The organism is Paenibacillus sp. FSL M7-0420, from assembly GCF_038002345.1.
GTDB lineage: Bacteria > Bacillota > Bacilli > Paenibacillales > Paenibacillaceae > Paenibacillus_AQ.
Genome location: NZ_JBBOCJ010000001.1, coordinates 4,001,747 through 4,026,133, shown reverse-complemented (window position 1 = coordinate 4,026,133; position 24,387 = coordinate 4,001,747). Strand labels below are relative to the sequence as shown.

21 protein-coding genes are annotated in these 24,387 nt (G+C 53.6%); 15 read left to right on the top strand and 6 right to left on the bottom strand.

Annotated features, from left to right (window positions below; translation table 11 throughout):
- Positions 1 to 78: 78 nt before the first annotated feature.
- Positions 79 to 939, bottom strand: a complete 861-nt coding sequence (locus MKX51_RS17070) for an AraC family transcriptional regulator (protein ID WP_340993244.1) — start codon at positions 937 to 939, stop codon at positions 79 to 81.
- A 162-nt stretch (positions 940 to 1,101) separates the two neighbouring features.
- Between MKX51_RS17070 and MKX51_RS17065 the strand changes: the two genes are divergently transcribed.
- Positions 1,102 to 2,709, top strand: coding sequence for a glycoside hydrolase family 43 protein (locus MKX51_RS17065; RefSeq protein ID WP_340940176.1), 1,608 nt, complete (start codon positions 1,102 to 1,104; stop codon positions 2,707 to 2,709).
- Between the two features lie 9 nt (positions 2,710 to 2,718).
- Here MKX51_RS17065 and MKX51_RS17060 read toward each other — a convergent pair whose 3' ends face one another.
- On the bottom strand, positions 2,719 to 3,819 hold the full coding sequence (locus tag MKX51_RS17060; protein ID WP_340993242.1) for a GerAB/ArcD/ProY family transporter: 1,101 nt from the start codon (positions 3,817 to 3,819) through the stop codon (positions 2,719 to 2,721).
- A gap of 177 nt (positions 3,820 to 3,996) precedes the next feature.
- Between MKX51_RS17060 and MKX51_RS17055 the strand changes: the two genes are divergently transcribed.
- The 7 genes from MKX51_RS17055 (at position 3,997) to MKX51_RS17025 (ending at position 12,445) form a co-directional block, all read left to right on the top strand.
- Positions 3,997 to 5,505, top strand: coding sequence for a spore germination protein (locus tag MKX51_RS17055; RefSeq protein WP_340940180.1), 1,509 nt, complete (start codon positions 3,997 to 3,999; stop codon positions 5,503 to 5,505).
- 1 nt (position 5,506) lies between these two features.
- Positions 5,507 to 6,730, top strand: a complete 1,224-nt coding sequence (locus MKX51_RS17050) for a Ger(x)C family spore germination protein (RefSeq protein ID WP_340993241.1) — start codon at positions 5,507 to 5,509, stop codon at positions 6,728 to 6,730.
- Positions 6,731 to 6,736: 6 nt separating this feature from the next.
- Positions 6,737 to 6,967, top strand: a complete 231-nt coding sequence (locus tag MKX51_RS17045; protein ID WP_340940184.1) for a hypothetical protein — start codon at positions 6,737 to 6,739, stop codon at positions 6,965 to 6,967.
- Positions 6,968 to 7,156: 189 nt separating this feature from the next.
- On the top strand, positions 7,157 to 8,695 hold the full coding sequence (gene zwf / locus MKX51_RS17040; RefSeq protein ID WP_340993240.1) for a glucose-6-phosphate dehydrogenase: 1,539 nt from the start codon (positions 7,157 to 7,159) through the stop codon (positions 8,693 to 8,695).
- A 68-nt stretch (positions 8,696 to 8,763) separates the two neighbouring features.
- On the top strand, positions 8,764 to 9,657 hold the full coding sequence (gnd, locus tag MKX51_RS17035; RefSeq protein WP_340940187.1) for a phosphogluconate dehydrogenase (NAD(+)-dependent, decarboxylating): 894 nt from the start codon (positions 8,764 to 8,766) through the stop codon (positions 9,655 to 9,657).
- 1,200 nt (positions 9,658 to 10,857) lie between these two features.
- On the top strand, positions 10,858 to 11,052 hold the full coding sequence (locus tag MKX51_RS17030; protein WP_340993239.1) for a hypothetical protein: 195 nt from the start codon (positions 10,858 to 10,860) through the stop codon (positions 11,050 to 11,052).
- 100 nt (positions 11,053 to 11,152) lie between these two features.
- Complete coding sequence (locus MKX51_RS17025) at positions 11,153 to 12,445, top strand: L-cysteine desulfidase family protein (protein WP_340993238.1); 1,293 nt, start codon at positions 11,153 to 11,155, stop codon at positions 12,443 to 12,445.
- Between the two features lie 31 nt (positions 12,446 to 12,476).
- Here MKX51_RS17025 and MKX51_RS17020 read toward each other — a convergent pair whose 3' ends face one another.
- Positions 12,477 to 13,532: an ankyrin repeat domain-containing protein gene (locus MKX51_RS17020; RefSeq protein ID WP_340993237.1), complete on the bottom strand. Its 1,056-nt coding sequence runs from the start codon at positions 13,530 to 13,532 to the stop codon at positions 12,477 to 12,479.
- 39 nt (positions 13,533 to 13,571) lie between these two features.
- Entirely contained in the window at positions 13,572 to 14,327 is a 756-nt protein-coding gene (locus MKX51_RS17015) for a DeoR/GlpR family DNA-binding transcription regulator (RefSeq protein WP_036724867.1), read from the bottom strand.
- Positions 14,328 to 14,591: 264 nt separating this feature from the next.
- On the opposite strand from MKX51_RS17015, the gene MKX51_RS17010 reads away from it, so the two are divergent.
- The 7 genes from MKX51_RS17010 (at position 14,592) to MKX51_RS16980 (ending at position 23,017) form a co-directional block, all read left to right on the top strand.
- The gene (locus tag MKX51_RS17010; protein ID WP_340993236.1) at positions 14,592 to 15,743 is read left to right on the top strand and encodes an iron-containing alcohol dehydrogenase; all 1,152 of its coding nucleotides are present in this window, start codon (positions 14,592 to 14,594) and stop codon (positions 15,741 to 15,743) included.
- A 29-nt stretch (positions 15,744 to 15,772) separates the two neighbouring features.
- Positions 15,773 to 17,248 (top strand): rhamnulokinase, encoded by a 1,476-nt coding sequence (gene rhaB / locus MKX51_RS17005; RefSeq protein ID WP_340993235.1) that lies wholly within the window; start codon positions 15,773 to 15,775, stop codon positions 17,246 to 17,248.
- Positions 17,249 to 17,259: 11 nt separating this feature from the next.
- A complete protein-coding gene (gene rhaA / locus MKX51_RS17000) occupies positions 17,260 to 18,516 on the top strand; it encodes an L-rhamnose isomerase (protein WP_340993234.1) in 1,257 nt (418 codons plus the stop codon).
- Between the two features lie 87 nt (positions 18,517 to 18,603).
- On the top strand, positions 18,604 to 19,449 hold the full coding sequence (rhaD, locus tag MKX51_RS16995) for a rhamnulose-1-phosphate aldolase (RefSeq protein ID WP_340993233.1): 846 nt from the start codon (positions 18,604 to 18,606) through the stop codon (positions 19,447 to 19,449).
- 150 nt (positions 19,450 to 19,599) lie between these two features.
- The gene (locus MKX51_RS16990; protein WP_340993232.1) at positions 19,600 to 20,694 is read left to right on the top strand and encodes an NADH:flavin oxidoreductase; all 1,095 of its coding nucleotides are present in this window, start codon (positions 19,600 to 19,602) and stop codon (positions 20,692 to 20,694) included.
- A gap of 224 nt (positions 20,695 to 20,918) precedes the next feature.
- A complete protein-coding gene (locus MKX51_RS16985; RefSeq protein WP_340993231.1) occupies positions 20,919 to 22,169 on the top strand; it encodes a BclA C-terminal domain-containing protein in 1,251 nt (416 codons plus the stop codon).
- A 665-nt stretch (positions 22,170 to 22,834) separates the two neighbouring features.
- Complete coding sequence (locus MKX51_RS16980) at positions 22,835 to 23,017, top strand: hypothetical protein (protein ID WP_340993230.1); 183 nt, start codon at positions 22,835 to 22,837, stop codon at positions 23,015 to 23,017.
- A 110-nt stretch (positions 23,018 to 23,127) separates the two neighbouring features.
- Here MKX51_RS16980 and MKX51_RS16975 read toward each other — a convergent pair whose 3' ends face one another.
- Both MKX51_RS16975 and MKX51_RS16970 read right to left on the bottom strand, forming a co-directional pair.
- A complete protein-coding gene (locus MKX51_RS16975) occupies positions 23,128 to 23,604 on the bottom strand; it encodes a hypothetical protein (RefSeq protein WP_340940214.1) in 477 nt (158 codons plus the stop codon).
- Positions 23,597 to 24,382, bottom strand: a complete 786-nt coding sequence (locus MKX51_RS16970; RefSeq protein WP_340993229.1) for a MerR family transcriptional regulator — start codon at positions 24,380 to 24,382, stop codon at positions 23,597 to 23,599. Before MKX51_RS16970 ends, MKX51_RS16975 begins: the two co-directional genes overlap by 8 nt.
- Between the last annotated feature and the right edge of the window lie 5 nt (positions 24,383 to 24,387).

Here is a 24,387-nt window from a genome sequence, read left to right as displayed (position 1 = left end):
TATGGCCTCAGTATAGCGTTCTATTGTTATATAAAGTTGCACTTTGATATGAAGAAATATTGTTATATTGTCATTTAACTACATGTTCCCTTTCCGGTACTTCAGCGGAGTGGTCCCGAGGACCCGCTTGAACAGCTGGTTGAAATAGGAGGCGTTCGGGAATCCGACGGCGATGCCGATCTGCTCTACAGGCATATCGGTAGTTCCGAGCAGCCGGCAGGCCTGCTTGAGCCGCCGGGCGGTAAGATAGTCGACCAGTCGGCCGCCAGTTTCCTGATGAAAGATCCGCGAGACATAGGATTTCGAGAGATGAGTCTCCTCCGCAAGCTGATCCAGATTCACCTCTTCCTGATAGTGAGCCTCTATCCAGTTCATGATCTGCTCCGAATACCGGAGATTCCGCCGTTCTCCGGCAGGGATCAGAGACTGCCCGTCTGTTCCCAGGCAGCTTAGCAGCTGCAGGAGCAGCATCGTGATATCCTCAGGGTCTTCCTCAGACGATTTCATCCTTAACTCATTGTAATTCTGATAGAACCATTCTATGGCTTCAATCCGGTCCCGAAGATCAAAGCCGCAATACGGGTTGTCCCCCTGCCAGAGAGCAGAGAATAATGCCTTACGCTTGCTGAAGCCCTGCAGCAGATTCTCGGCAATATGGGGATCGAGATAGAAGATCGTGCGTACGAATGGACAAGCTGGTGATACTTCTGAATAGATCCGGTGCAGCTGATACGGCTGGAAAAAGAAAAGCATGCCCGGCCGGATATCATACATCTGCTGATTCACAACAATGCTGCCCTGCCCGCCATGCACGAACATGATCTCACAGCACTGATGCCAGTGGTAATATCCCTTGTAATGGTCGTCGGTATAGATGCGGTAGTCCCAGATCAGAGACTGCCGGTTCGCAAACAGAACAGGTTCGAATAGCTGTTTCATATCACTCTATGAAGCCTCCAACAAGACAAAATACAAACATTTTATTATAACCCATTATAACTTTCTGCTCCCTCACGCGCTACAATAAAAGCGGGGATTCTTCAATAGAATCCAAGAGGTACAATTCAATCTGTAACTTACATCAAGCAGGGGGTAACATTCATGGCTTCAACCATTGTCAATCCGGTGTTGACCGGCTTTCATCCCGATCCGTCCTTCCTCAGGGTGGGTGATGATTATTATATCGCAACCTCCACCTTCGAATGGTTCCCCGGTGTGGAGATTCATCATTCCCGTGATCTGGTGCACTGGCATACGCTTACCAGAGTGCTGACCGCGACCTCACAGGTGGACCTGCGCGGCAACGGAAGCTCCGGCTCCATCTGGGCACCGGCCATTTCCTGGGATAACGGCTTATATTACCTGCTGTTTACGGATGTAAAGTCCCGCTCAAGTGTATATAAGGATCTGCATAACTACCTGATCACTGCTGCCAGTCTTGAAGGACCCTGGAGCCCGCCGGTACGGCTGAACGGCAGCGGTTTCGACCCGTTCCTGTTTCATGACAGTGACGGACGCAAATGGCTGCTGAATATGCGCTGGGATTTCCGGCAGAATCACAGCAATTTTTCCGGCATCGTGATGCAGGAGTATGACCCTGAGAGCGGCAGGCTGAGCGGCCCTATTCATGAAATATACCAGGGGACTCCTACAGGAGTAACGGAAGGACCGCAATTGTACAAGCGCGGGGATTATTACTATCTGCTGGTTGCCGAAGGGGGCACCGGAGTGAATCATATGGTCACGATGGCGCGCAGCCGCAGCCTAACCGGACCTTATGAGACCGATCCCGATTACCCGGTCATGACTACGGCTCATGATCTGACCTATGCCTTCCAGCAGGCAGGGCACGGCTCACTGGTGGAGACGCAGTCGGGGGAATGGTACATGGCTCATCTGTGCACCCGGCCGATCCCGGGAACGGGCAAGCTGAATCCGCTGGGCCGGGAGACGGCCATCCAGCGCTGCGTATGGACGGAGGACGGCTGGCTGCGCCTGGCACACGGCGGGAAGCTGCCGGCCTTGCGGACCGAAGCGCCGGAGCTTCCCCCGCACCCGTTCGATGCCTTGCCGGAGCGGGATGATTTTGACGGCCGTGTGCTGGGTTATCCCTACCAGAGTCTGCGTGTACCGTTCGATGAATCATGGGTGAGCCTGCAGGAGCGTCCCGGATTCTTGCGGCTCCGCGGCCGGGAATCCCTGGCATCGCTGTTTGACCAGAGTCTGATCGGGAGGCCGATTCAGCATTTTGCCTGCACCGTGACTACCTGCCTGGAATACAAGCCGGACAGCTTCATGCAGATGGCTGGACTGGTGCTCTACTATGATGACAAGGATTACTATTATCTGCGCGTAACAGCGGATGAACTCAGAGGGGTAGCTTTAGGGGTCGTAATGTGTCAGGCCGGCAAATACGGGGAAATTTCCTCTATGCAGATATCGGTGAAGGACTGGGAGCGTTACTATTTGAAGGCAGAGATTCATGGCAGAGATATTATGTTCTACGCTTCGCGGGACGGGGAGGTCTGGACAGCGATGTGTACACCACTTGATTTCGGTACTCTCTCGGATGAGCATGGCGGCAAGCTGGGCTTTACCGGCTCTTATGCCGGGATCTGCGCCCAGGATCTGGACCAGCAGGCGAAGGCGGCATATTTTGACTACTTCGAGTATACAGGTCTGGACGTATCAGCCCCGCACAGCGTATAGCTCTACAGCTTATGAGGCAGCGGCGCGCTGCCTCACTTTGTATACTACGAGGATCACAAGTGGAAGTGCGAGCGAATAGGTTAAATTCCAGTCCACCCAGTAGGGGGGAATTTCTTTGACGTAGAAGATGATATCCTTGGAGATGAGCTGTGAAAGTCCGTAAATCAGGAAGGCGACAGGAAAGATTAGAGGGCGGTGGCTTTTCAGCTTGAATATTTGCGCGGTTCCGAGTACAAAGGCATAGAAGTAGAGTGCTGTCTTGAAATAGGTTGTGATAATCCAGGCTGTAGCCATAAGTGCTTCAAGCCGCTGCAAAAAGTTGGCGATATTGATTTTTTGGGCCAGGATATAGGCGGCATAGAAATTATGCTCGGAGAAATAGACACCGAGAACAGTCAGCGAGAGGAACAGTATCAGGTTCAGGCCTACGGAGCCTATGCAGAGCGCGATGAAGATATCACGGTTAATTTTACTGTTCTTACGGGTGTAAGGATAGACCATGAAGAACACGCAGATCTCCCCGAAAGGGTAAAACACACCGATCATGATCGAATGCAGCATATCCGGTAAAGGTGTAGTCATCATGGGATAGACACGATCCAGCCGGACCTGCGGAAATAAGAGCACCATCAGGGCCACCAGAAATAAGGCAAACAGCGGAAAGAACACCTGCGCTGCCCGTCCGACTGTCTCAAGCCCCAGGCGCAGACCGTACACCAGCAGAACAATGCTCATGAACCGGATCACTCCGCCGGGAGTTCCCTCGTAGATCTGTGTACACATGAAATCCTCAATTTCCCGGACATACGTAGAGGCCGCGATGATAAAGAAGAACAGATAGTACCCGCCTACCGCGCTGCCAAGCCATTTCCCCAGCACCTGCTGGCTGATTTCAATAATATTTTTGTCCGGATTAATATTAGCGACTGTGACAAACAGGAACACTAGTGCAATTCCCGGAGGAATGCTGAACAAGGCGGCGATCCAGGCATCCTGATGGGCTTCTGCAGTCATGGCTGCCGGATAGACCAGAGCCATGTCTCCGATAAAGGTAAAAAGACCGAGGATTACCAACTGTGCCGTACTGATCCGATCTTTTTCAATACTCATCTCTATCCCCCATTTACTTGTGACCGCCAGGGCCTATTAACCCGGAATTCCTCTTAGTATGGCATCCTCTTCCAGAATTATGTGAATCAGGCACGGATCTCATCTTAGGAATAATTATCAAGCAATGCTACCAAACTAACCTGAATAGAATGTTCACGGGAAGGAGAGGTGGCCCGGATGAAGAGTACGGTTGAGGGTAAGTTGTCCAGCCGGCTGGAGGTCAATAATGAACAGCTGTACAAGCTGCTGGGCGAGAGCACTGACCTGGTGCGAAAGCAACTGAAGCTGGGAGAGCATACGGAGCTGGCTATTTTTTATATTGATGGTCTGATAGATAATCAGCTGCTGCATAATTCGATTCTGTATTCGCTTCAGGAGGGACGGACCTCGGCTCTGCTGGAGGAACAGGACCCCGATAAGAAACTGGAAATCTTGACGAACCGTGTCCTAATGGCCGGTGATCTTACCCTGGTTCAGGATTACGCCCAGTTCGTACACGACCTGTTATCCGGCAACGTGATGCTGATGGTGGAGGGGACGATGTCAGCACTGAGAATCGGGCTGCCCGGCTGGGAAGACCGAGGGGTAAGTGAGCCCAGCTCGCAGTCTGTGGTCCGCGGACCTATGGAGGGGTTCAGCGAGAATCTGCGGACCAACACCGCGTTAATCCGGCGCAAGATCAAAGATAGCCAGCTGTGGCTGGAAACCATGCAGATCGGCCGTGTCACCCAGACCAGTGTCTCGATTATGTATCTCAGCCACATTGCGAATAAAGAGCTGGTGCAGGAGGTAAAGCGGCGCCTGAACAGCATTGATACGGACAGTATTCTGGAGAGCGGCTATATCGAGGAATTTATTCAGGACAAGGTGGCGACACCCTTTCCGACAATCTATAACAGTGATCGGCCGGATACCATCGCGGCGGGGATTCTGGAAGGGAAGGTGGCTATCCTGGTTGACGGAACCCCTTTTGTGTTGCTGGCCCCGACCGTATTTGTCTCCTTCTTTCAGTCGGCGGAGGATTATTATCAGCGTGCGGATATCTCTACCCTGCTGCGGTTCATCCGGTTTCTGGCTTTTTTTCTCACCTTGTTTGCCCCTGCGTTCTATGTGGCTATCACAACCTATCATCAGGAGATGATCCCGACCAATCTGGTGATCAGTCTGGCGGCCCAGCGGGAGACGGTACCGTTTCCGACTTTTGTCGAAGCGCTGATGATGGAATTAACCTATGAGATTCTGCGTGAAGCAGGGGTACGGATTCCTAAGAATGTAGGTCAGGCTGTATCCATTGTCGGAACACTGGTCATCGGGCAAGCGGCGGTTGCGGCAGGGTTCATCTCCTCGGCGATGGTTATCATTGTATCCATTACAGCGATCTCAAGCTTTGTGATTCCCGAGGCCGGGATGTCCATTGCTGCACGCATTATCCGGTTTTTCCTGATTGCGCTGGCTGGGTTCATGGGACTGTACGGAATATTGTGCGGAGTATTCTTAGTGGTGCTGCATCTCGTCAGCCTGCGCTCCTTCGGCGTTCCTTATATGAGTCCGCTGGGGCCCTTCAGGCCGGCAGACCTTAAGGATTCTTTCTTCAGGTTCCCCTGGCCGTTCCTGAGAACAAGACCGCAAGAGAATAGAACACAGAATCTGCACCGCCAGAACAGATCCAGACGCGGGGGTTCCTGATATGGCAGGCAGAATAAAAAGAGCTGTCGCGGCTTGCCTTCCCCTGCTGCTGCTTTCGCTATTGCTTAGCGGGTGCTGGGAGAGGAAGGAGCTGAATGAACTGGCTTTTGTGCTGGCGATGGGCCTCGATAAAGCGGAGAATGGCTACAACGTAACGATGCAGGTGGTCATACCCTCTTCGATCTCTTCACAGAATGCGGGAGGAACAGGGGGAAGCGGGGTTCCCGTGGTTGAGTATAATTTTACAGTGCCCACGGTCTATGAATCCCTCCGTAAGTTCAATCTGATCAGCTCCCGCTCTCCGTATCTGGGCCATATCCGGGTGCTGGTGATCGGAGAAGAGCTGGCGCGGGAAGGGGTGGGCAAGACGCTGGATGTGATTAAAAGAAGCCGGGAGCCGCGCATGGACTTCTATGTGATGGTTGCACGGAAGACGACCGCCGAGAATGTTCTGAAGGTGCTGACCCCGCTGGACCGGCTGCCGGCGACTAAATTATTCAGTTCCCTGGATAAATCCTACAAAATTTCATCCAAGACCGTCGCGGTCACGCTGGACAAATTCATCGAGGATCTGCTCTACCAGGGCAAGAGCCCGGTGTTGACCGGAGTGGTGGTGCAGGGTGATCCCGAGGCTGGCAGTGAGAAAAGCAATGTGGAACAGACAGACCCCAGAACGAAGCTCCGGTATGAGAGTGTTGCCATATTCAAAAAGGATAAGCTGGTTGGCTGGATAGAAGATGATCTAACGGTTGGCTTCAATTATGTCACTGATAATGTCACCAAAAATACGGGGCATTTCAAAGACGAAGCCGGAGGCCTGATCATTATAGAGGCGCTTACCTCCACTACCAGCCGGAAGGTGAAAATCATAGACGGCGAGCCGCATATATATTTGAGCGCAGAAACACTATGCAATGTGCAGGAAGTTGAAGGCGCGGATACGCTGGATACGGAGGCCAAAATCAAATCACTGGAAGAGGAGACAGAGGAACGGGTTGTCAAGCGGATGAAAGATGCTGTAGAGGGAATCAGCAAGCAGTTCAATGTGGATATCTTCGGCTTCGGCCAATCCATTTACCGTAAGAGCCCCAAGGAGTGGGAGAGGCTGAAGGCACGGAGGGGAGAAGGCTATCTTAAGACCCTGCCAGTCCATTACGAGGCCAGTGTAACGATCAACCGGATCGGTACGATTGATAATTCATTTTATGAAGATATTAAGGAGTGAGCCTGTATGCTGCTGGTGCTGATGTTTGCTCTGATTGCCGCAGGCTGTGCAGCCATGGATCTGTCCTCCCTGAAGGGCAGGCAGAAGCGGCGTGATCGTGTGGTGTGGGGTCTGCTCTGGATCGGCGGAATGACTGCCACGATATGCACGCTGCTCAAAATTCAGGTTCCCAGCCCGCTGCTGCTGATTATATTCATCTACAAGCCGATCAATGATCTGGTATCTTCATGGTTCTGATCATGGGCTCGGAACAACCCGGCAGGTCTTCAACGAGAAGGCCTGCTTTTTGTCATGCACCGGTTAATTTTCGTAAATGTCGAATTGAGATTGACGAATTGATTTTATCGTCGTATGATGTGTGTTATAAAGTTTCTGAGTAATAATAAGTAACTATATATTAAAATGATAACAACGGGAGGAATGAAAGTGGAATCATCTACATTTGTACTTTTTGGCGCAACCGGGGACTTGGCGAAGCGGAAAATCTTCCCCGCTCTATACAACCTGTTCACTGATGGCAAGCTTTCGGGTCCTCTCTCAGTCATTGGGCTGGGCAGAAGGGAGCTCACTAACGAGACGTTCCAGCGTCAGGTGCTGGATTCCCTGCGCACCTTCTCGCGCCGTCCGGTAGAGGATACAACGGGGCTGCAGAATTTCCTGCAGGCCTTTGAATATAGTGTGCTGGATGTCGGACGTCCTGAGGATTATGTGAAGCTGCTTGGGCATGTACAGCGCCGGGAGGAAGAGCTGGGGCTTCCGCAGAACCGGATGTTCTATCTGTCGGTCGGTCCCGAATTCTTCGGGGAGATTGCCGGTAATATCAATGCCAGCGGACTCGGGGATACCAAGGGCTGGAAACGTCTGATCATCGAGAAGCCGTTCGGACGGGATCTGCAGTCGGCGCGTGTGCTTAATGAGAGCTTGAGCGCAGCTTTTGCAGAGGAGGAAATCTTCCGTATTGATCACTTCCTCGGCAAGCCGATGGTGCAGAACCTGGAGGTGCTGAAATACTCTAACCCTGTGCTGCGGGCCTTGTGGCAGAACCGGTATATCGCAAATGTCCAGATTACTGCCAGTGAAACGGTTGGGGTGGAAGAGCGGGCGGGATACTATGATAAGGCTGGTGCGCTGCGCGACATGTTCCAGAACCATATGCTCCAATTGCTCATGATGATGGCGATGCAGCTTCCGAAGGGCAGTACACCAGAAGACGTCCGCAGCAAAAAACGGCATGTCATCCGTTCCGTCCGGCCGCTGCTGCCCGAAGAGGTGGCTCAGCATGTAGTGCGCGGCCAGTATGTAGCGGGGGAGATGCGCGGACAGCAAGTGCCTGCGTATACCGCTGAACCGGGGATCGCAGCCACTTCACAGAATGAGACGTATATTGCAGCACGCCTATGGATTGAAGATCCGCTGTGGAATGATGTGCCGTTCTACATTCGTACAGGTAAGCGCATGAAGGAGAAATCCACGCGGATTGTTATAGAATTCAAAGAGCCGTTTAATGATGTGCATAACAAGAACCGTAACAAGCTGCCGCTTGACCCTAATCTGCTGGTGATTGATATTGGCCCGCATGAGGGCATCTCCCTGACTCTTAACACCAAGAATCCGCTTCAGCACGGGGAGCTTGAGCCGGTCAGCATTAAGCATGAGCCGGGCAATCCCGATGTGCCGGAGGCTTATGAGAATCTGATCTATGATGCTATGCTCGGCGATGCTACGTTCTTCGCCCACTGGGAGGAAGTAGAGTTGTCCTGGCAGTGGGTTCAGCCTATAATCGAAGCAACAGCAGAAGGCAGCCTGCCGCTGCACCAGTATCCTGCCGGATCTAACGGCCCGGCGGCGGCAGATCAGCTCCTTGGCGAGTTCCACTGGTGGCTGGATGAGCCGGAGAATGCAGAGCCTGCACGCGTTCACCGGACAGCCGGGATAGAGCCGGAAGTCATCCGGCCGGGAGCGTAAGCGGCGGCGGTAACAGCAAGCGGACAGAGTTAGCTTATATATGACTACACAATTCGGAGGGATTCGTAATGAAAGTCGGTTTAATCGGACTTGGCAAAATGGGCTTCAATCTGGGCCAGAACCTGCTGGAGCATGCCCATGAAGTGGTAGCGTATGATGTGAATCCTGCTGCGGTGCAGGAACTGGCCGAACGCGGTGCGTCCGGGGCAGCAAGCCTCACGGAGCTTACGGGCCGGCTTGATTCCCCGCGCGTTCTCTGGATCATGGTTCCCCATACTTTTGTAGATTCAGTGATTGCTGAACTGACGCCGCTATTATCCAAGGGAGATATTATCATTGAAGCCGGGAACTCACATTATAAAGAGTCGATCCGCCGTCATGAGGAGCTGGGTGCCCACGGAATTCACTTCCTGGATGCGGGAACCTCCGGCGGAATGGAAGGTGCACGGAACGGGGCCTGCTACATGGTTGGCGGCGATGAGGAAGCGTGGGCGGTGGTCGAGCCTCTGTTCCGTGACACTGCGGTAGAGAACGGATATCTGTACGCCGGCAAATCCGGGAGCGGACATTTCCTCAAGATGGTGCACAACGGGATTGAATACGGGATGATGGCTGCGATCGGCGAGGGCTTCGAGGTGCTGGAGAAAAGCGGATATGATTTCGACTTCGAGCAGGTGGCCCGCGTCTGGAACAACGGCTCGGTGGTCCGCTCCTGGCTGATGGAGCTGATCGAGCGCGCTTTCTCCAAGGATGCCAAGCTGGAGGACATCAAGGGAGTCATGCATTCCTCCGGGGAGGGACGCTGGACACTGGAGACGGCCTTCGACCTCCAGGCAGCAACTCCGGTTATCGCCATGGCTCTGCTCATGCGCTACCGGTCGCTGGAGACCGACACCTTCACCGGCAAAGTCGTCGCCGCCTTGCGTAACGAATTCGGCGGCCATGCGGTGGAGTCGAAGTAAGCAGCAGCACTTAGGCTGAAGCGGTGATATCAGGGGGCTGTCCCATAGCCATGTAATGGCTGTTTGGGCAGCCTCTTCTGTTTCGGCTTTGGGCGGAAACCGGCCTGGAAGCGGGCTATACGGGAAAATGAAGGGGATTAATCCCATTAAATTGGCCGGAAGTGGGCCGGATGGGGAAATGAAGAGGATAAATCCCATTAAATCGGCTGGAAGCGGGCCGGATGGAGAAATGAAGGGGATTAATCCCATTAAATTGGCCGGAAGTGGGCCAGATGGGGAAATGAAGGGGATTAATCCCATTAAATCGGCTGGAAGCGGGCCGGATGGGAAAATGAAGGGGATAATCCCATTGAATCGGCTGGAAGCGGGCCGGATGGGGAAATGAAGGGGATAAATCCCATTAAATTGGCCGGAAACGGGCCAGATGGAGAAATGAAGGGGCTGTCCCAAAAGTAATTTTCTATGAACGATGACAGCCACTTGCAGAAATTCCCGGAAGCCTCGATTGTTCTTCAGTTGTCCAAGCAATTTCCGGTTCTGTCATTCAGCGTACAGCTAATGGGTCGTCTTTTAAGGCAACACCTCCTTACGCAACTGCCGAACGCCCTCTGAGCGATTTTTTTGTTTCTTTTTTAGCATGGATGAGTCGTTTCCCGCTTAAACAGCGGTGCGGACGGAACGATTGTGTAAAAGCGGAAGCGGTCGCCTTTGTGTCCGGATTTTCACCGCTAAGGGGAATGAAAAAAATCTGGACGCAACAGCGATTGGAACAACGGTCCGTTTGCAGAGCGTCCACCTAAGTGCTCACGTTGGTCCCACTCCGCAATAAAGAGCTGTCCCAAGCAGCCATTTCATGACTTTTGAGACAGCCCCATTGAATCCGCCGAATACCCGCCGACCTCGCAAATGAAGAGCACTAGTGCACCTGAATTCACCGACTACCCGCCAACCTCGCAAATGAAGAGCACTAGTGCACCTGAATCCGCCGAATACCCGCCAACCTCGCAAATGAAGAGCACTAGTGCACCTGAATCCGCCGACTGCCCGCCAGCCGAGCAATCAAGCCAATGAAGCAGTACTTTTCCACCAATGTAGCCCAATGGAGAAGTAGTGCTCTTTGTTGTGCCTGGCACAGAGAATCAGACAACCCGCAGGCAGCATATAAGTACAGAAACATGAATTGGACGGGGGAGATAGCCGGTGTCCCATAATCAGGAATTTAGAGTTTATCTGATCACGAAAAGAGATATCTTACGGTTCATTGTGGTCGAAATCATTATCGGCAGTATGACGTATAAGCTGGCTTTGAACATTTGTCATAATGCGATTCTGGCAGGTGCCGGAGGCTGGGCCTGTACGGAAGGGCTGAAGCGGCTGGTGAAGCTGGGCGGGTGATGGGTAATAACGGGGATTCCCCGGACTGTCTATCTGATGTACTATATAAAGAAACAGATATAGACATAGATCGACAGACAGAGGGAATGGTGATGCACAGATGGTTAACCTACTGGAAGTATTACACAAAGAAATTATGCCGGCAGAAGGCTGCACCGAACCGATAGCGGTAGCTTATGCCGTCTCGTTGGCCGCTGAACTGGTGGAAGAGGAGATTACGGCGATTCGGCTATTCCTCAGCGGCAATATCATCAAGAATGCGATGGGTGTGGGGATTCCCGGTACAGGCCAGACGGGCTTGCCGATAGCGGCTGCCTTGGGTGCGGTGGTGCGCCGCTCGGAGCGGAAGCTGGAGATTCTGTCCGGGCTGACCCCGGAGGAGCTGGCAAGTGCAGAGAGACTGCTGGAGCGTAAGCTGCTGGAGGTTGAGCTGAAGGATACGCCGGAGAAGCTATATATTGAAGCGAGAGTACACAGCAAGAACCATACCGCCACAGCGATCCTGGAAAAAGAGCACACGAATGTGCAGTTTCTGGCGAAGGATGGCCAGCGGCTTGAGCCGAAGCTGGACAAGGCCGACTGCGGTGACCCGCTTAGTCTGGACCCTGAGGTATACTCGGTCTCACTCGAAGATATCTATGCCTTCGTTCAGAATACACCGTTCGAGGATCTTCGCTTCCTGCTGGAGGGAGCGGTTATGAATAAGGCGATCTCGGAGGAAGGGCTGCGCGGGGAGTATGGCCTTCAGGTGGGCCGGAAAATGAGCCAGCAATCCGCCCTCAATCTGTTCGGCGCGGATGTGGCGAACCGGATCATTGCCGCAACGGCAGCCGCATCCGATGCACGGATGGACGGCAGTGCCATGCCGGTAATGACGACGGCGGGCAGCGGCAATCAGGGGATTGCCTGTACCATGCCGGTCATTGCCTTGGCCGAGCTCCTCGGCAAGGATGAGGAGACCCTGGCCAGAGCGATGGCGCTCAGCAATCTGATTACCATCCATGTGAAGCATTACATTGGCCGTCTGTCCCCGCTCTGCGGCTCAGGCATTGCCGGTGGAGTGGGGGCGGGCAGCGGCATTGTCTATCTGATGGGCGGGACGCTGGCGCAGATCAAGCACTCCATCCAGAATACGATTGCCTCTACTTCCGGCATGATCTGCGATGGTGCCAAGCCAACCTGTGCGCTCAAAATCTCAACGGCCACCAACGCGGCCATTCAGTCTGCTACTCTCGCCATGAACAATATCTCCGCTAGTCCGAGTGACGGTGTCATCTTCGAGAAGGTGGAGGATACGATCAAGAATATGGAGACCCTGGTTCAGGAAGGGCTTGCCGCCACAGACCAGGCGATTCTGAATATTATGCTCTCCAAGGGAGCCGCTTCTTCATAGGGAGCAGGACAAGTACTGGATGTCTCAGCATTTAGCGTTTGTAATCCGGCTGCGGCAACGAAACAGGCTGTGGATTGGCAAGTACCCAATTCACGGCCAATTCGCATAATCTGGCCGGCTCATCATTGCCGTTGCCATGGCGCAGGTAACCGGCTAATTCCGCTGCTTCCTTGAGGTGCGCAGGGTCCAGAGGTGTGCCCGAGGCGAAGTGCCGGAGCAGCGCATTCAGCATTTTACGGAAATCGGCATCCCAGTTGCCTCCGCCGTTATTCATGATTTCATGAGAGATCCGGCCGGTGATGCGAATGACCTCTCCCTGCACGGTGAGTGCATGTCCTGACGCCGGGATGAGTAATTCCCATAGCTCCTGGTGCTGATCCTGCCATCTTGTACTGTTTACCTCGATCTTGGAAACGCCGTCATGCATCACCCGCGCTGCTACAGGCTCTACATCGAACAGCTTGTACAGGGATTCGAGTGCAGCTGCGGTTTCACTCAAGCGCTCTTTATTGAAATTGGAGCGGGCGAATTCAAAGCTCTTGCCGATCTTCTTCACGGATTCCCTCATCTCCGGTGTAGCTTCTGTTCCGGCTGCAAGCATTGCCTGCGCGATCTCAGCCATGCCGGTGATATCGGCATTCCGGCAATTGATCAAGGCTTTTGCCAGCGGGGTATTCCCGCGCTTGCTCACAGCATGGATGTTGGCGCCGTGAGCGATAAGATCACGGACCGCCCCAGTCCGGTAGTAGTTGACAGCGGCGTGCAGCGGGGTCTCGTCCTGATAATCCAGGGCTTCCAGCTCAGCACCAAGCTCAAGGAACAGCGGGATATTACCCGACCAGTTTCCGGCCTGTGAATGCAGCGGGGTACGCTGATATTTATCCCTGGCGTTAATGTCAGCACCCTGTTCCACCAGCCAGCGGGCCAGCTCATCCGGAATTTGCCGGATGCTGAGTGCAGGTTCTTTGGAGTAGCCCAAGGTTGCATTCCATTCACATTGCTCAAAAACAGCCTTAAGTAGATCGATATCCCCTGTTTTAACCAGCTCGCGGAAATCGGCGGGTAAGGTTTTCCTCTTTGTGCCCATATCTAAACTTATCCCCTCTCAAAATGATCTCTTGTGATATTAATACAATACTTCCACATTCTTCTCGGACAACAGCTTCAGCCACGCTTCCGAAGGCTTGCGGTCGGTAATCAGCACATCGATCCGGCTTAGCTCTGCGAGCCTCGCGAAGGCTGTCTGGTCGAACTTGGTATGGTCAGCCAGAAGGACTACCTTGTGGGCTTGGCGCAGCATGTATTTCTTCAGCTCGCATTCCGGTTCATTGGAATCGGTGACTCCGCGGTCCATATCAAGGGCCTTGCAGCTGATTACAGCGGTGTCCACATTGTAGCGCTGAATGGTCTCATGGGCTACGGGGCCGACAAGCGACAGGGAACGGTGGCGGAGTGAGCCGCCTGTAGAAATAATGCTGTGGCTCGAACTTGCGAACTCATGGAGAATGTTGATCGAATTGGTGATGATCGTCAGATTACTTTTATTACCCAGCAGCTTCAGGAATTCAAACGAAGTCGAGCTGGGGTCGACCATCAGCGTATCCCCGTCATTAATCAGATCCAGCGCCTGGATCGCTATTGCGCGTTTGATATCCGTATTGAGCGCTCCCCGGGTCAGAAAAGGCAGGTCCTCATTGGTATGCCTGTTCAGCATGGCTCCGCCGTAGGTCCGGCTTACAATGCCATCCTTCTCCAGCTTCTCCAGGTCTCTGCGGATCGTCTCCTCTGTCACCTCGAACATCCGGCTCAGATCGGACACCAGCACCCGCTTGTCCTGATGGACAAGGTCGATTATTTTTTTGCGTCTTTCGGCAGCAAGCATACGTATCACCTTTCCAGAGTTGATAGTCTTAATATAGACTGTTATTTCTGTGTTGTACAACATTATGAACCCGATTTGCTCTGAAACCCACGATAATGATCGTTTGTTTTCCACGAAACGTACATTAAACAAATAAAAACAACATTATTTGTATTTATAATGTTGACAACACAGATTAACGGCTATACGATGAGAAGGTCAACAGGTAGATGTACGCTTACAGTGTTCATTCATTATTCATGTGCCCGGGAGGCTGGTTAAGCAATGAGTACTCATGTCTATTATGTACCGTCAATCAACATTATGGGGAAGGGCTGTCTGAAGGACATCGCCCCGTACATTCAAGAGCTGAATTTGAACAAGGCGCTTGTAGTCACAGACAAGTTCCTGATGAAGAGCGGAATCGCTGGCAAGCTGCTGGCTGTGCTGGAGGAGGCGGGGATTCAGTATGTGGTATATGATGAAGTGAAGCCGAACCCTACCTGCAAAAATGTTCATGACGGCGTAGACTTCCTTAAGCAGCACGAATGTGACTATCTGATCTCCATCGGCGGCGGCTCGCCGCAGGATACGGCCAAGGCCATCGGAATTGTGGCCACCAACGGGGGGCATATTGCCGATTATGAAGGCGTTCACAAATCCAAGAAGAAATCTCTGCCGATTGTCGCGGTGAACACGACGGCCGGGACTTCAAGTGAAGTGACGATCAACTACGTGATTACAGATGAAGAGCGCAAAATCAAGATGGTCATGGTAGACAAGAACAGTATCGCCACCATCTCGGTGAATGATCCGGAGCTGATGGTCGATAAGCCTGCTGCGCTGACGGCAGCTACGGGCATGGATGCACTGACGCATGCGATTGAAGCGCTGGTCACTCCAGGCGCATATCCGGTGACCGATGCTACGGCACTGGCTGCGGTGGAGCTGATCTTCGCTAATCTGGCGCGGACGGTAACGAACGGAGGGGATATTGAAGCGCGTGAGCAGATGGTCTATGCGATTTTCCTCGGCGGCCTGGCCTTCAATAACGCAGGCTTAGGCTATGTGCATGCCATGGCCCATCAGCTGGGCGGGGTGTATGATCTGCCGCACGGCGTGTGCAATGCAATGCTGCTGCCTTATGTGGAAGAAGAGAATGCCAAGCATGTGCCGGAGAAGTTCAGAGCGATTGCCAGAGCGGCCGGTATGCAGACTGAAGGACGGAGTGACAAGGAATGTGCGGATTATGTCATTGAGGCGATCAAGGCCCTGTCGAAGGAGGTTGGCATACCTGCCAAGCTGTCCGAGCTGGGTGTAGCGGAAGTAGATCTTGATCTGCTGGCTGAGAACGCTATGAAGGATGCCTGCGCGCCCGGTAATCCTTTTATTCCTGCCAAAGATGAAGTAATCGCGTTATTCCGTAAAATTCTGTAAATCACCTCTCATAGAATAGGAGATTCCCTATGACCTATCATATCGCCGTCGATATCGGCGCCTCCAGCGGACGGCTGGTGCTCGGACAGCTCGTGGACGGGAGCCTCCGTCTGGAGGAGATTCACCGTTTCAGCAATGGCTTCACAGAACAGGAAGGCTCCTGCTTCTGGGATATGGATTATTTATTGAATGAAATTATTAACGGTCTGCAGCAGGCGAAGCTAAGAGGCATTCACGAATGCACCCTCGGCATTGATACCTGGGCGGTAGATTATGTGCTGCTGGATGCCGAAGGCAAGCGGATAAGCGGGATCTATGCCTACCGTGACCACCGGACCGACGGGGTGATGGAAGAAGTCGGGCGGCTCCTTCCGCCAGAGAAGGTCTACGCCAAAACGGGCATTCAGCAGCTTACCTTCAATACGCTGTATCAGCTATATGCGCATGACCGGGAAGAGCTGAAGGCGGCCGATCAGATCCTGCTGGTACCGGATTATCTCTACTACCGGCTCGGCGGACGTAAGATGAACGAGGTTACCAATGCATCCACGACACAGCTATTGAATCTTGCGACCCGTGAATACGATCCTGAGTTGCTGGAATTTCTGGGTCTGCGGCGTGAACAGTTCGCTCCGTTAACCGAGCCTGGGGAAGAGCTCGGCTTCCTTACGCAGGAAATGCGCGCGGAGTATGATCTGCCGGAGTGCCGCCTGATCTGCGTGGCTACGCATGACACAGCATCTGCGGTGCTCGGTGTGCCTGCTCAGAAGGACCGTGCGTCAGCCTATCTTAGTAGCGGAACCTGGTCTCTGCTGGGAGTAGAACTGGATCACCCGATCAATAACAGCAGAGCGATGGCCGCCAATTATACCAACGAGTGGGGCGCTTACGGGACTTACCGGTTCCTGAAGAATATTATGGGCCTCTGGCTGATTCAGGAAGTGCGCAGACTGGACGGCGGAAGATTTAGCTTCGCGGAACTGGCAGAGCAGGCCGGGGAATGCTCTGGCTTCCGCAGCCTGATTCCTTGCAATCATCCGAGGTTCCTTAAGCCCGGGGATATGATTCAGGAGATCCGGCGGGCCTGCCTGGAGAGCGGCCAGCCTGTGCCGCAGACTACGGGCGAGCTGGCCCGCTGTATCTTTGACAGTCTGGCATTATCCTACCGCAGTCATCTGGCTGAATTGGAAGATCTCACCGGGAAGCGTACCGAAGTGCTGCAGATTGTCGGCGGCGGCGCTAACAATGGGCTGCTGTGCCAGCTGACGGCGGATGTTACCGGCAGGGAAGTGCTGGCCGGACCGACCGAATCTACAGCCCTGGGTAATCTGGCTGTGCAGATGGTTGAGGCGGGCCGTATGGCAGATATCCATGAAGCCCGGCAGATCATCTCTCAGTCCTTCGCGATTCAGTCTTATCTTCCGCAGCCGGTTCCTCAGCTGGCGGAGCTGCTGGTCCGCTGGGAGCAGCTTCATCCGGGAGCGGATGTTCACAATACGTATTAGGAGGCAACAGCATGGATCAGAGCATCATTAACAGCTACAACGAAGCCAAGAAATTATTTGCAGCCCATGGGATTCATACGGATGAGGTACTGGAGAAGCTGGGGCAGATCAAAGTATCGCTGCACTGCTGGCAGGGCGATGATGTACGGGGCTTCCTGTTCAAGGATAAAGAGCTGAGCGGCGGTATTGCCGTGACCGGCAGCTACCCCGGCCGGGCCGGTACACCGGATGAGCTGCGTCAGGATCTGGAGAAGGCCCTCTCGCTGATTCCCGGCAAGCATAAGGTCAATCTGCATGCGATCTATGCCGATACGAAGGAGCAGGTGGATCTGGATGAGCTCGCGCCGCGCCATTTCACGAATTGGGTGGAATGGGCCAAGGAGCAGGGCTTAGGCCTTGATTTCAATCCGACCTGCTTCTCGCATCCGAAGGCGGCGGACGGGTTCACCCTGAGCCATGCGGACGAAGAGATCCGGAGCTTCTGGATTAAGCATTGCAAGGCTTCCCGCAGCATTGCCGAGAATTTCGGGCGCGAGCTGGGCCAGCCGTGTGTGACGAATTTCTGGGTGCCTGACGGCTACAAGGATACTCCGGTAGACCGGCTGGCACCGCGCATGCGACTGAAGGAATCGCTGGACGAAATCTTCAGCGAGGAGATGGATCCGCAGTACACTATCGATGCCGTGGAGAGCAAGCTGTTCGGTATCGGCTCGGAGAGCTACGTTGTCGGTTCGCATGAGTTCTACATGGGCTACGGCCTGACACGCGGTAAAGCCATCTGTCTGGATGCCGGGCATTTCCATCCGACGGAAGTGATCTCGAACAAGCTCAGCTCCATCCTGATGTTCAGCGAGCAGCTGCTGCTGCATGTCAGCAGACCGGTCCGCTGGGATAGCGATCATGTGGTCACGATGGACGATGAGCTGCTGGAGATTGCCCGCGAGCTGGTTCGCGGGGATCTGCTGCCGCGTACGCATATCGGGCTCGACTTCTTCGACGGCAGTATCAATCATCTGGCAGCTTGGGTAATCGGCACGCGCAATACGATCAAGGCGCTGCTGCGCGCTATGTTAGAGCCGGTAGAGGAGCTTCGGGACATTGAACGGGCCGGAGATTACACCTCACGGCTGGCCCTGGTGGAAGAATTCAAGTCCTACCCGTTCGGTGCTGTCTGGGACTACTACTGCGCTTCGCAGGGGACCCCGGTCCGCGAGGGGTGGCTGGCTGAAGTGAAGCGCTATGAACAGGATGTATTGGCTTTAAGATAAGATTAGGCTGCTGAAATTACAATGACTGCTGAAATAATAAATAACAAGTACCCGCACGCTTAGGGTGCATATAGAAGGAGAGAGCATATGAGTACTTCCGTAATTGAATCCAAAGGGTATATCTCCGGCGTCACCGCGCCTTTTATCGAGGAAATGTCTGAAATTACCCATCACATGTGGTCGCTGGGCTGGGATGAGCTGAATGGGGGCAACGTCAGTTACCTCCTGGATGAAGAAGAGGTAGCCAAGTATATTAATATCCGCGAGCCGCTGCGCACGATCAGCCTTACCTTCCCTGTAGCCGAGCTGGCGGGCAAATACTTCATTGTTACCGGATCAGGCAAGTATTTCCGTAATGTGATCAAGGACCCGGAGGCCAATCTGGGTGTGTTGCGTGTCAGCAGCAGCGGCGAGAGTGTAGAGGTGTTATGGGGACTGAGGGGCGGCACTGTTCCGACCAGTGAGCTGGCTTCCCACTTCATGAGCCATATCGAACGGCTGAAGGTAGATCCGGCGCACCGGATTGTGCTGCATACCCATGCAACGAATGTAATTGCCATGACCTTCACCCATGATCTGGATGAGCTGAAATTCACCAAGACGCTGTGGGAGATGTGCACGGAATGTCTGGTGGTCTTCCCGGATGGCGTCAGCGTCATTCCCTGGATGGTGCCGGGGAGCAGCGAGATCGGCCGGGCTACCGCGGATAAAATGAAGGAGTACCGCGTAGTCATCTGGCCGCAGCATGGGATCTTTGTGACCGGGGCGACGATGGATGCCACCTTCGGACTGGTTGAAACGATTGAAAAGGCCGCGATTGTCTATAACCTGATCGGCGGAAGAGAGATTCGGCAGAAGATCACCGATCAGCAGCTGGCAGATCTGGCCGCAGCCTTCCGGGTGACTCCAAAAGCCGGAGTGCTGGACTTATAAGATTTATCAAACCGCTTAGACTGGCAGTCATTTGCATTTGCCGCCGGGAAGCGTCATACTATGCTTACTTAAAGTAATCATCAAGTAATCATCAAGTAATCATCAAGTAATCATCAAGTAATCATCGTATGAAATGGAGGCTAGTGAATTATGAATGCTGCTGCATTGTTTGAACCTTTTGAATACGGGGGCTTGTCTCTCAGTAACCGTGTGGTGATGGCCCCGATGACCCGGGTGTATTCTCCCGGAGGCGTACCTGGTCCTGAGGTGGCGGCGTATTACCGCCGCCGCGCGGAAGGCGGGGTGGGCCTGATCATTACCGAAGGCACAGCCATCGATCATCCGGCGGCAGTCAGCCATCAGGATATCCCGAACTTCCATGGCGAAGCCGCTCTGGAGGGATGGGCGCAGGTCGTGCGCGAGGTGCATGCCGCCGGAGGCAAGATTATGCCCCAGCTCTGGCATGTCGGCATGGCCCGTAAGATCGGTGAGGAGCCTAACGCTTCGGCGCTGCCGATTGGCCCGTCCGGGCTGAATCTGGCCGGTGAGCAGGTGACGGAGCCGATGACGAAGAGCGAGATTCAGGCCATCGTCAGTGCCTTCGCCAAGGCAGCGAAGGCTGCCAAAGCCATCGGCTTCGACGGCATAGAGCTGCACGGCGCCCACGGCTATCTGATCGACCAGTTCTTCTGGGAGAAGACCAACCGCCGCACCGATGAATACGGCGGTGATCTGGAGGCGCGCACCACCTTCGCGGTGGAAGTGGTCGATGCCTGCCGCCGCGCGGTAGGACCGGATTTCCCGATTGTACTCCGCTTCTCGCAGTGGAAGGCCGGGGCCTATGATGCTAAGCTGGCCGAGTCTCCCGAAGACCTGGCCCGCTTCCTGACCCCGCTCAGCAATGCCGGGGTGGATATCTTCCACTGCTCGACCCGGCGGTTCTGGGAGCCGGAATTCGCTGGCTCGGAGCTTAACCTGGCAGGCTGGACGAAGAAGATCACGGGCAAGCCTGCCATTACAGTAGGTTCTGTGGGATTGGATAGTGCGTTCACCAGTGCGGTCACGGAGAAGGACCAGGACGACAACATCGACCGTCTGCTGGAACGCCTGGAGAAGGGCGAATTCGATCTGGTAGCAGTAGGCCGGGCGCTGATCAGCGATCCCGCATGGCCTGCCAAAGTGCAGGCGGGCAAGATTAACGAGATTATTCCGTTCACCTCGGAGTCTACCAAGACATTGTTTTAATCAATAGAGCTTGATCTGTAACACCCTGTGCCAAGCCATTAGGTTAGACTTCAAGTCTATCCGCTCATGGCTGCCCGCATGGGGTGTTTTTTTGCGGGTGAATCTTTGAAGATGTACTGATTATGACTATTTCTTATAATAATGCCAATTTGCCAACACTCTTCTGTTTTCTCTCGAATATTGCTATTAATATAGCTTGATTTAGGTTGAGAGGGGAGCTGGAAATGGCAATTTTATCTACAGGACCGATTGAGAACAATATTTCAAGCAATACGGGGACCCGCCCGACGCAAAGGGTAACACTCAAAATAGACGGCCGCAATATAACCGGATTCTTCGATATGCTTATTTCGGGTTATACCCTGAACGGCATACGCACCTTATATGTGCAGGAGGAGATCAGTGTGGCCCCCTCCCAAGTGGTTACCAAAATTTACTATGCAGACCTGGATGCTTTTGAATTCGTGTTCAACACGACAGGAACGGCGGTCTCCGAAGCGCAGGTGTCCCTATGGGGCCAAAATACCAGCGGGCAGTTGGTGACAGCACACCGGCTGGTCTCGCAGGAGTTGCTGGGAGAAGAGGCAACAGGAGTCACCGGAGCTACCGGAGTAACGGGAGTAACGGGGGCGACGGGAGTAACGGGAGCCACGGGTGCGACGGGAGCAACGGGAGCCACGGGTGCGACGGGAGTAACGGGTGTGACGGGAGCTACGGGAGCAACGGGAGTGACGGGAGCCACAGGTGCAACTGGAGCAACGGGTGCGACGGGAGTAACGGGAGCTACGGGTGCAACTGGAGCCACGGGAGCCACGGGAGTAACGGGTGTGACGGGAGCCACGGGTGCAACGGGAGTAACGGGAGCCACAGGTGCAACTGGAGCAACGGGTGCAACGGGAGTGACGGGTGCAACGGGAGTGACGGGTGCAACTGGAGTGACGGGTGCAACGGGAGTGACGGGTGCAACTGGAGCCACGGGAGCAACGGGAGTGACGGGAGCCACGGGAGTAACGGGTGCAACTGGAGCGACGGGCGCAACAGGAGCCACGGGAGCGACGGGCGTATTGGCGTCATCTTATGCCTATATTTTCAATACGGGGGCCCAGACCGTGGCTACGGAAGCAGATGTTACTTTTGACAGCAATGAGAGTCTTGTCGGCTTCTCGCATACCCCTAATACCGCTCAGATTAATGTTGAGAATGCAGGAGATTATGCGGTAATCTTTATTGTCACCGCAGTGGAACCGAATCAGTTCACGTTGTATCTGAACGGTGCACCTGTTGGTGGCAGTGTCTATGGTTCTGGAGCGGGAACACAGCCTAACCCCGGGATGGTGATTATCTCTGTAGTCCCCGGCGATGTAATCACTTTAAGGAACCATTCCAGTGCCGCTGCAATCAATTTACAGACCTTAGCCGGAGGAACGCAGGTCAACTCCAACGCATCGATTTTGATCTATAGGCTTGGGGATTAGGACGTCCGGTGGCAAGCTGGTTGTAATAAATAAGTCCGGGACCTTACATTTTAGGCCGGGCTTTTTTGTCGTATAGGAAATTATATTATCCGTCTGTTGTGGATAAGGGGGCATCGCGTGGGGAGAAGTACTCTTTGGATGATCAGGAGGTCGCATGAGTATATGAGGAGCTCAGAATGTATGCGGAAAACAGCATACATTTGCTGGCGCGCAGGCTTGTGGCCTGAATGTATGCGGAAAACAGCATACATTTGCTGGCGCGCAGGCTTGTGGCCCGAATGTATGCGGAAAACGGCATACATTTGCTGGCGCGCAGGCTTGTGGCCCGAATGTATGCGGAAAACAGCATACATTTGCTGTCGCGCAGGCTGGTGGCCCGAATATATGCGGAAAACGTCATACATTTGCTGTCGCGCAGGTAATCTCTTCCACCCGAAGGGTGATTTTGTTGCGCTGGAGATACTCCTGAGTTGCGTGCCTCACACTGAAGCTCTAAGCAATGAAGTTATTTTAAATCTGGGGATTTCCCGATCGTACTCCGCTTCTCGTAGTGGAAGGGCAGGGCCTACGACGCTAAGCTGGAGGAGACGCTGGAGTATCTGGCCCGTTTCCTGACCCCGCTCAACAATGCCGGGGTAGATATCTTCGCATTCACCAGTGCGGTTATGGAGAAGAATGAGGACGATAACATCGACCGTCTGCTGGAACGCCTGGAGAAGGGCGAATTCGATCTGGTAGCAGTAGGCCGGGCGCTGATCAGCGATCCCGCATGGCCTGCCAAAGTGCAGACAGGCAAGACGGATGAGATTATTCCGTTCATCTCCGCGGCGACCAAGACTTTGTACTAATAGATAGAGGTCAACACTCCACCCTGTGCACCCGTCATCAGCCTGTTCGCTGATGCCTTCGGGCACAGGGTGGTCTTTTTTTCCGGGAAGCCTGATATCTTATCCGTTCGTTATCCCGGCCCCAGGCGGAAATTCTTCTCGCAAACGGCCTTCGCCTTATCCCCTCTGGATTTGTGAGTTGCGACTACCTCTCCGTCATACAGAATGGTGCAGCTGATCCAAGTGGCCGCTTCATCCTTTTCTGCCAGCACCTTGGTGGAATTCAACGGGATGAAGGTGTCCTTGGGGACGTTAAATTCCTCTCGATATGGAAGTTCAATCGTATCCAGGTATACACTCTCCGGGTGCTTCCGGGCGTCGATGTCCACCTCCAGATTAACTGCCGAATCGCTGTCACTTTTAATCAGCACCTCTACGCGTATGGCACCTGCATCCGGTTCAGCCTGTACTGGGGAGGGCTCAGCGATCATTCCATCCTTGGATTCTTGTGTTATTCCGCAGGCCGATAATAGAAGCAATACACTGGCCAGCAGCGCTGTCCTTCCTATTTTCCTGATCATCATCTCTATTTGTTTAGCTTTATTCATGCCGGTTCTCCTCTCTATGCCCAAGATAATATCCGATCATCTCATCTATAAAAGACATCATTGCGCGATCCATGCCCATTACGACAGGCTCTGCCCCGTCAGCGGGTCTAATCTGCTCCCAATACTTATCCAGCAGCTTGGCATCACCCTCGAATAGCTCCAGTGCCTTGTCGTACAACCGGCCCGCCAGAGCCTGAGCTTCAGAAGAATAGGGAGAGGAGGACATCATACCTGCTGCCTGTCCCATAATGTCTACAAGCTCCTCCAATCGCTGGCTGTTGCTGCCAAGCACAGGGAGATGCTGAAGAATCCCGGTTTCCTTAGCCGTAAAGGGGGAGTCCTCCGTGAATTCGGCAGGTATGATTTCTCCGCTCAAAGGGCGGTTATTCATGGCACTAATGATGTGCGTCAGATCCTGCAAATTCTCCGTTCCCTTGAGCCGGATGGCATGAATGGTTGACCGGAGATAATACTGCTTGCGGCTTAGCTCTTCCTTCTTCTGTTCTATCAGCTCTATCTGCTCGTTTAATGAAGCGATCCAATGATCATCTTCTTGCGCAGAATGCTTATTCTCCAACAGCCCTTTAATCTGTTCTAAGGTATAGCCAATCGATTTCAGTAAAAGAATTTTTTGCAGCCGAAGGATGGCTTGACTATCATAATAGCGATATCCGTTCTCTGAGATATGTGCGGGTTGCAGCAATTCAATTTGTTCATAATGATACAGGGTTCTTTTGCTGATATTTGCGGTCTTCGCCAACTCCCCAATGCGGATCATAGTTA

Coding starts and splice junctions, on each gene's coding strand:
- MKX51_RS16980 (WP_340993230.1), top strand. CDS start 22,835: ATGGAGAAGAATGAGGACGATAACATCGACCGTCTGCTGGAACGCCTG.
- MKX51_RS16990 (WP_340993232.1), top strand. CDS start 19,600: ATGAATGCTGCTGCATTGTTTGAACCTTTTGAATACGGGGGCTTGTCT.
- gnd (WP_340940187.1), top strand. CDS start 8,764: ATGAAAGTCGGTTTAATCGGACTTGGCAAAATGGGCTTCAATCTGGGC.
- MKX51_RS17020 (WP_340993237.1), bottom strand. CDS start 13,532: ATGGGCACAAAGAGGAAAACCTTACCCGCCGATTTCCGCGAGCTGGTT.
- MKX51_RS17045 (WP_340940184.1), top strand. CDS start 6,737: ATGCTGCTGGTGCTGATGTTTGCTCTGATTGCCGCAGGCTGTGCAGCC.
- MKX51_RS16985 (WP_340993231.1), top strand. CDS start 20,919: ATGGCAATTTTATCTACAGGACCGATTGAGAACAATATTTCAAGCAAT.
- rhaD (WP_340993233.1), top strand. CDS start 18,604: ATGAGTACTTCCGTAATTGAATCCAAAGGGTATATCTCCGGCGTCACC.
- MKX51_RS17010 (WP_340993236.1), top strand. CDS start 14,592: ATGAGTACTCATGTCTATTATGTACCGTCAATCAACATTATGGGGAAG.
- MKX51_RS17065 (WP_340940176.1), top strand. CDS start 1,102: ATGGCTTCAACCATTGTCAATCCGGTGTTGACCGGCTTTCATCCCGAT.
- MKX51_RS16975 (WP_340940214.1), bottom strand. CDS start 23,604: ATGAATAAAGCTAAACAAATAGAGATGATGATCAGGAAAATAGGAAGG.
- MKX51_RS17055 (WP_340940180.1), top strand. CDS start 3,997: ATGAAGAGTACGGTTGAGGGTAAGTTGTCCAGCCGGCTGGAGGTCAAT.
- MKX51_RS17050 (WP_340993241.1), top strand. CDS start 5,507: ATGGCAGGCAGAATAAAAAGAGCTGTCGCGGCTTGCCTTCCCCTGCTG.
- rhaA (WP_340993234.1), top strand. CDS start 17,260: ATGGATCAGAGCATCATTAACAGCTACAACGAAGCCAAGAAATTATTT.
- MKX51_RS17070 (WP_340993244.1), bottom strand. CDS start 939: ATGAAACAGCTATTCGAACCTGTTCTGTTTGCGAACCGGCAGTCTCTG.
- rhaB (WP_340993235.1), top strand. CDS start 15,773: ATGACCTATCATATCGCCGTCGATATCGGCGCCTCCAGCGGACGGCTG.
- MKX51_RS17060 (WP_340993242.1), bottom strand. CDS start 3,819: ATGAGTATTGAAAAAGATCGGATCAGTACGGCACAGTTGGTAATCCTC.
- MKX51_RS17025 (WP_340993238.1), top strand. CDS start 11,153: ATGGTTAACCTACTGGAAGTATTACACAAAGAAATTATGCCGGCAGAA.
- MKX51_RS16970 (WP_340993229.1), bottom strand. CDS start 24,382: ATGATCCGCATTGGGGAGTTGGCGAAGACCGCAAATATCAGCAAAAGA.
- MKX51_RS17015 (WP_036724867.1), bottom strand. CDS start 14,327: ATGCTTGCTGCCGAAAGACGCAAAAAAATAATCGACCTTGTCCATCAG.